The sequence below is a fragment of the Paraglaciecola sp. genome, from assembly GCF_030730205.1.
Classification (GTDB): Bacteria; Pseudomonadota; Gammaproteobacteria; order Enterobacterales; family Alteromonadaceae; genus Paraglaciecola.
Window position 1 is genome coordinate 1 of the sequence record NZ_JANQVQ010000305.1, and the last position, 7,798, is coordinate 7,798.

Annotated in this window: 6 protein-coding genes; all 6 read left to right on the top strand. The window is 37.1% G+C overall.

What is annotated here, in order from left to right; all coding sequences use genetic code 11:
- Positions 1-2,335: glycosyltransferase (locus NWQ57_RS20135; protein WP_306023978.1), on the top strand; the 2,335-nt coding region annotated here is incomplete at its 5' end.
- A gap of 96 nt (positions 2,336-2,431) precedes the next feature.
- Positions 2,432-4,153, top strand: coding sequence for a glycosyltransferase family 2 protein (locus tag NWQ57_RS20140; protein ID WP_306023979.1), 1,722 nt, complete (start codon positions 2,432-2,434; stop codon positions 4,151-4,153).
- 4 nt (positions 4,154-4,157) lie between these two features.
- On the top strand, positions 4,158-5,288 hold the full coding sequence (locus tag NWQ57_RS20145) for a glycosyltransferase family 2 protein (protein WP_306023981.1): 1,131 nt from the start codon (positions 4,158-4,160) through the stop codon (positions 5,286-5,288).
- Positions 5,289-5,415: 127 nt separating this feature from the next.
- On the top strand, positions 5,416-6,117 hold the full coding sequence (locus tag NWQ57_RS20150) for a sulfotransferase family 2 domain-containing protein (protein ID WP_306023982.1): 702 nt from the start codon (positions 5,416-5,418) through the stop codon (positions 6,115-6,117).
- Positions 6,118-6,294: 177 nt separating this feature from the next.
- Positions 6,295-7,437: a glycosyltransferase family 2 protein gene (locus NWQ57_RS20155; RefSeq protein WP_306023983.1), complete on the top strand. Its 1,143-nt coding sequence runs from the start codon at positions 6,295-6,297 to the stop codon at positions 7,435-7,437.
- 108 nt (positions 7,438-7,545) lie between these two features.
- A partial coding sequence (locus NWQ57_RS20160; protein WP_372340955.1) for a glycosyltransferase occupies positions 7,546-7,798 on the top strand: 253 nt, incomplete at its 3' end.

Genomic DNA, 7,798 nt, shown 5'->3' on the forward strand with positions numbered 1-7,798 from the left:
TGATAAATCACTAGCAACTAATATGCTGGTGCACGCTGAAAAACGTTTAGCTGGATTATCTTCCTTATATATAGACTTGGGCTTATCCAAAATTAAATTGAAAAATGAAGGATTGCCTTTTTCCTTAGATAATATTACTTGCTCAAACTCATCGGATTTATCTCTAATCAAAGGTTTATTGCAACCATTAGTGACTGTCATTATTCCTTGTTTTAATGCAGAAAATACCATCCAAACGGCCTTAGATAGCCTACTTAATCAAAGTTGGAAGAAGCTAGAAATTATTGTGGTTGATGATGCATCAACCGATGATAGCTGGTCCATTTTAACCTCGTTTGCGCAAAAAGATCCTCGTGTAAAGTTGAAACGTCACGAATCGAACTTGGGAGCTTATAGAGCTAGAAATAATGCACTTTCGTTCGCTAAGGGTAAATATATTACAGTTCACGACAGTGATGATTGGTCTCATGCTCAAAAAATAGAATTGCAAGTAACAGCGATCACTCAACGTCGTGGAACGGTTGCGTCGGTTTCACATTGGGTTAGGGCTGATAACGAATTACGATTTCAGCGCTGGCGCATGGACGCGGGTTGGCTTCATCGAAATGTCTCGTCTCTCATGTTCAAACGTTCTGTTTTCAAACGCCTGGGTTATTGGGATAACGTCTCGGTTAATGCTGATACTGAATATTATTATCGTATTCTTAGTTCGTATGGAAACAATTCCATCGTTGAGGTGTTACCTACAGTTCCTTTATCATTTGGCCGAGCGTCAATTGAGTCACTGTCACAAACCAAAGCCAGTCATCTGCGAACCCAGTTTAAGGGCCTACGAAAGGATTATCATGATGCTGCCCTAGCTTGGCATCAAAGTAGCAAAAAGCTTCGTTTAGAAGCCCTTCCTGACCAGCGGCCATTTGTTGTTCCGCCGCAAATGTGCAGGGGAGGCAAAAAACAAAGACTACATAATTTGTCTTTGTTGCTAGCCAACAGTCATTACGTGGATAGCCAATGGTACTTAGAGCGCTATCCAGATATTGCAGCGGCGAATGTCGATCCTCTTAAACATTTTGTAGAGCATGGATTAGAAGAGGGTAGAGAAATCAATCCTGCAATAAATTTAAGTGGTTTAGCTTATTCGACCCAACAAGATAAGTTAACCGTCTTGGAAAATCTCGCAACAGGATTAATTAAGCCTGCGACGCCGATAGATGTTGAAGGTGATGTTGCTTATTGTCCGGAAAATACAACGATACTATGTGTTGGGCACCTGGTTTCTGCGCAAACCTTCGGTGCTGAGCGCAGTTTTATTGATAGTTTGAGTATGCTCAGTGCAGGGCAATATAATGTCGTTGTTGTTTTACCGAGTGCTGATAACATCGACTATATAGAATCGATTAAACAGTTTTGCTACAAGGTCGTGTTCCAGACTACTCCATGGTGGCATGCTGATCGTGTCTTGGATCAGAAAGTGGAAGAAGCGTATTGCAGACTCATTCAAGCTGAAGCCATTAGTGCTATCTATGTCAATACATTGGTGCTGCACGAGCCTCTGGTCGCAGCAGCACGATTGAGCGTAAAACGTATCGTACATGTTAGAGAATTGCCGGCCAACGATACCCATTTATGTGAAGTTTTAGGTGCCGATCCGGAAACAATAAGAAAGCACTGCTTAGAATACGGCGATTATTTTTTTGCAAATTCAGCAGCGGTTTTACGTTATTTGAATGCAAATGAAAAAGTATTTGTGATCCCTAATGTTATAGACTTTGATAGATGGCAAAGCCAGCATATCAGAGAGAATCAACGTATGGTTGTTTCTATACTGAGCAGTAATTTACCCAAAAAAGGCATAGAAGACCTTTTACAAGTCGCTCAGTTATGTGAAGATCGTTCCTCTGAAATTGAATTTCGTATATTCGGTCCGGACAATGAATTTACTGAAAATTGGAAGAAGAACTCAAGTTTTAAAAATGTAAAATGGTGTGGATATCTAAATTCGACTAAGGAAGCGTTACTGGAAACTGATATTTTACTTAATTTATCTCATTTTCAAGAGTCTTTTGGTCGAACCGTTTTAGAAGGTATGGCTTGTGGTTGTGCTGTTGTTGCTTATGATTGGGGTGCTATACCAGAATTGATTGATGAAAGTTGTGGCGTCTTAGTTCCATTTCGAGATATAGATGCGGTTGTTAAAGTATTAAATATGTTGTCAGTACGTCCTGATTTAGTTATACAGCTTGGGGAAAAAGGAAGACTGAGAGCAAGAGATAGCTACAGTCGACAAACTATTCAACCTAAACTCTTTAATGTTTTAAGTGACATCTTAACTTAGTTGTTTTTGTCTGGAATATCGTCAGCGCACAACATTTAGTATGCTAATTTCATGCATCAAACTGCGTTTGTGCGCAATCTATTTGAAAGAGTGAATGTGTTAAAAAAATATATAATGATGGGGGTTAAGCTGACCATAGGCTTAGTTCCAAAAACGATCAGAAAGCAGTTTAAGCGCTTTCCGTGGTTAACGTCTCTCTATAGTCGGAGTCTGCAAAAATCTGGTTTGTCTTATGGTATTCCAACAAAAAGAAAAACAGCGAAGCTTTACTCACGTCTTATTGATTTTCAGGAAGTGAAATTGAATAGCTTGGAATGTCCTCAGAGCGATATTGTTTTGATAATATTGTCTGAAGATCACGAGAGACTTGCATTTACTTTGAGTAGTTTAGTTAATCAGAAATCAACCATAAGCGTTATTCTTTGGGTTAACGACGAAGCAGAATATACCCAATATATAGACAAACACCCATTCAAGATTTCTGTGTGTAAATTTTGGCCTTCTGAACTTGAGTTGACTAATCTTTTTCTGATCAATGCAGGTGATAAGCTTCATCCAAATTTAGCAAGCGTAATAGGTCCGCTAAGTAGCTCTGAACATAAATTAGCATACGTGGATAGCGATTTTATTACGTCTAAATTGATTAGACATAGCCCAAAGTTACATTGTGATTGGGATCCAGACTTACAGCTAAGTACTGGCTATATTAATACCGGTCTGTGGCTGCGTACATCAAGTGAATTAAGTAATGGTTTGAATTTACTTAAAGGCCAGACTGGAATTGCAGACTTTGTAGCAAACCGATATTTGCATAGCCCTAATATTAAAATTCACCATATACCTTTAGTTTTAGTGCATTCCCTCGATTCAAAAGAGCAGATCAACGCTCCTTTGTGTAAAGACATGACAGACAAAATAAGCTCTATGGCTAGAGTAACAAAACATGATTCTTTGCCCTTGTTTCATATGCTTTGGAAGGTTACTCAGCCTCCATTAGTCAGTTTGATAATTCCTACTAAAAACTCTTATGAGTTGGTCAAAGCCTGTATTGAGTCGATTTTGACTAAAACGACTTATCAAAATTATGAAATTCTACTGATTGATAATCAATCTAACGAAAAAACAAGTCTCGATTACTTTGCTCTGTTGAGTCAAAATCCCAAAATCAGGGTGTTGCAATATAATGATACGTTTAATTATTCCGCGATAAACAATTTTGCGGTCTCAGTGGCAGATGGCGAGTTAGTTGGTTTGATCAACAATGATATCGAAGTCATTTCACCCGATTGGTTGACGTTTATGGTAGGTCAGGCTTGTCGCATTGATATAGGTTGTGTTGGTGCAAAACTACTTTACCCAGATGGCAGAATTCAGCACGCTGGTGTTGTCATGGGATATGGCGGGGGCGCGGGACACGCACATAAGTATTTTCCTCGCGACCATAGTGGCTATTTAAACAGACTTGCTGCGACTAATTGTTTTAGCGCAGTGACTGCCGCTTGTTTGGTAGTTAAAAAGGCAGACTATTTGGCCGTTGGAGGGCTGGATGAAGTTAACTTGCAAGTCGCGTTTAATGACGTTGATTTTTGTTTGAAAGTTTTAGCATTGGGAAGACGTAATATTTATTGCGCTGAGGCAGAATTGTTTCACCATGAGTCAGTCTCACGAGGATTCGATGATACCAAAGAGAAACAAGCTCGCTTCTTTAGTGAATTGGGCTTTTTACAAGAAAAATGGGCTAAATACATTGAACATGATCCTGCGTATAACTCAAATTTAACCTTAAGAAGAGAAAATTTCTCTATAAAAGAGTGTTAAGTAATTGAATCTAAGACAGTTAATTGCCTATCGTTTTTTTGTTTACCGTGCTTATGATGAGTATAAAAAACGTATCTACTGGTTTTTTGGTACGCTAGAAAAAAAGCTCAGGTCGTTAAGAAAACCTTCCATAAAACTTGTTGCGATTGCAAAAAATGAAGCGTGCTATTTACCAGAATGGATAGGCCATCATTTGTTCTTTGGATTCGACCAAATTTCAATATATGTCAATAATACGTCCGATAACACCACTGAAATTGAAAGAAAATTGAGGTCTCTATCGACAGTTGAATTTTGCGATGGAGATAAATTTTTTACCCCCGGAGTTGATATTCCTCAGACCGAAATCTATGCATATGAAATTAAGCGAAGTAGGAAACAGGGATTTTCTCACGTACTATTTTTAGATATTGATGAGTTTTGGACGCCATTAAACCTAGCTACAACCGTTAAAGAATTTATAGCGAAAAGAAAAGCTGATGTTATTTGTTTTGAATGGATAAATCGTACCAATGAGCTTAAGCCTTTCTTGCCATCTATAGAGCCAACTATAGAAGGAATTAAAGGTAATCATGTTAAGTCTTTGATTAGTACCCAGGTAATGGTTGAGGCTATCAACCCACATAGTGTACTTGCTTACAAAGCAGAGCATCAACTTGTTGATGGTTCTACATATTCCGTAGACCAAGATAACTTCGCTAAAATTAGTCTTGAGCAAGTTAATTCGCCCGTAAAGGAGATTTTTATTTTGCATCGTATGTATAGAAGTCAGGAGGAATATGTTGCTCTATTGATGCGAGGCCGGCCCATTCAAAATAGACTTTATGCGGATCTATTTAAAACTAACAGAAGTGGATATATTCCAAATTCACCAAAGGTGAAACTCAACTTTGAAATTGAAGCGGTTGAGCGGTACAAAATATTTATGAAGAATTTCTTTTCTAACTATCAATTACAAGAAGAAATTGAACAAGGAAAACAATTTATAATGAAGAAGCGCGATGAAGTTTGTCAAATCATCCTTGATTCTCCGCAGGAATGTTTACCTTTGTTTACCAAGATTTTTACTAGGGTGACACTACCGGATGTCAACAAAGCTTTAAAACAGTTTAAATCAAAATTTGATTCAAATTAATTTGCTGAGAAGAATAAGCCTTTATTTAAAATAGAATAACTCAAACTGATCGTTTTTAGTCGATTGAACGCGGTTGCTTAGAATGTTGTACCTGAATTTTGAATCAGGTTAATTGGTACTGATTATAATGAATTTAATGATAGATATACTGAATTTTCTAAATTTTAAAACTAATGGGAAAAAGTCGGTTTTGTGGTTGTCACACCACATCCCTAAAACTGCTGGTACCTCTTTAAAAGTAAGTTATGAGAGAACGTTTGGCAGCAAGGCAATCAAGCAGGTTTATGCACATGAAGAAGTAAAACGATTAGGAGATGGTAAAAGTATATCCTTGCCTATGGGGACAAAAATAATACATGGTCACTTTCATGCGCACCCTGAACACATGCTTATTTATCCGAATGCTAAAAGAATTGTTTGGATTAGAGATCCTGTAGAGCGTGCATGGTCGATGCTGGGACATATGTTAGATGTTCAAAAAACAAAAACTGAGTATAAAATTATTTTGGCAGAATTCGGAAATCAGATTGAAGAAAGGAAGCTCGAAGTTTTTGAATTTTTTTTAACCCATCCAATGTTAAAAAAAATGAATCAACCCTATAAAAATCACTTTTCGAAGGTGCCAATTTCGGAATTTGATTTTGTTGGAAGAACCAATAAGTTCGAGCATGATATCCAGTTACTTTCAAAAATGATGGGCGTCAAACTTCCTACTATTGAAACAAATGTCAGAGACGCGGGTAATGGCTTACCACAAGACCGAAAGTATTTTGAAGGGCTATTAGAGCAAGAATACAGCATAGTCTTACCTTATTTAGTAAAAAATTAAATATTAATATTTCTACGCTTAGAAAAATTCAGTTCACACTCCGTAATTTAGAAGTGATAGAGGTTTTCGGGCACATAGTTGCGGGTTAATATTGCTTATCTCTCTCCATAAGAAAGTAAACAGCCTAAATCTAGGGTCTAAAAATTGGAATAGGTTTAACGGAATGAAGCTAACAGAATGATGTTTTCATATTTGCGCGGCAAGATGGGATGTGTATATCGTTTTTTAAAAAGGGTGTTTTGGTATTTTAAAGGCGAACTTTACTGGTTTTATGCAAAATTATTGAATGTATTCACTCAAAATAATGATTTGAAAGTCAAATTGGTTGCAATCGCCAAAGATGAAGCGGCTTATCTTCCTGACTGGATTTTTCATCATATCTATTTTGGTTTTGATCATATAAGCATTTATGTCAATAACACGACAGACAATACTCAAAATCTCAAAGAGCGCTTGTCTTTAAACGCCCAAGTAAGTTTTTTAGACGGTGATAAATATTTTAATCACGGCAATGTTGCTCCTCAAATTTCAATTTATAAGGCAGAACTCAAATTAAGTAAGAAACAAGGTTTCACTCATGTAATGTTTTTGGATATAGACGAGTTTTGGATACCAACTGATTTTGAAACTACTATTCATGAATTTCTGAAAGGCAATGAGCATAAAATTAATTGTTTCGAATGGCTTAATAGAATCAATGAAAGTGAAGCGTTTATGGATGCGTGTCCACCGATTTTAATCGGACACAGAGCTAGACCGATAAAGTCTATCATTCCCACACATTTGCCAGTTTTGAAGATCAATCCTCATAGTATATTGGCACCTCGAGCGGTTCACTCTCTTGCTGATGGCACCGTGCTTTCTCCTTCAGAAGTTGATTTTTCGAGGGTGCCTGCCGAAGAGTTAGATAAACCAGTCAAACCTTTCTTTATTATGCATCGGATGTTTAGAAGTGAAGACGAGTATTTAGCAATTTTAGCTCGTGGGCGTCCTATTCAAAATCGATGTGATGTTGGCATTTTTAAAAATAACCGTAACGGTTATGTACCCACAAAAGCAGAGACTAAAATTGTATTCCCTAGCCTAAACTTTAAACGTTATGTGGAAGCAAAGAAAACGTTTTACCTCGGTTATTCTCTGGAAAATATCCTTAACGACGCTAAAGCGTTCATTATGCTTAAACGTTATAAATTGGTTGAAATGATTCGGAATGCTCCACCTAATGAAGCTGAAACATTGTCACGAGTTCTTAAAAATGTAACACGTAAAGACATATTAGATGCATACGATGATTTTAAGAAACGAAACAACAGCTTTTAGAATGTACTCAACATTTTTAATTAGTTTACTGCTCCGCTATTTTCTTCAATATCATTAATTTTTTTTCTGCTATGATACGGCTCATTTTTGTATTGGACATATTAGACGTTGCAAAATAGATTTTCTGTGGTTTCATCAAAATCTTTCGATAAAGGCATTGCTTCTGTTGTCGGGCTAGCAGTATACGACAAAGACAGATTAGAATGGGTTCACCACGCTGTGGAAAGTGTACTTAATCAGTCCTATAAAGACTTTGTGTTTGTCATCGTGATTGATGGTGATGTGAGTAATGCGATATTGGCTTTCTTGAAAGAGCTAAGTAGAAATGAAAGCAGAGTGATAGTAATCATTAGTGAGTCTA

Excerpts from the sequence above, each read along its gene's own strand:
- NWQ57_RS20150 (WP_306023982.1), top strand. The coding sequence starts at position 5,416 with ATGAATTTAATGATAGATATACTGAATTTTCTAAATTTTAAAACTAAT.
- NWQ57_RS20155 (WP_306023983.1), top strand. The coding sequence starts at position 6,295 with ATGATGTTTTCATATTTGCGCGGCAAGATGGGATGTGTATATCGTTTT.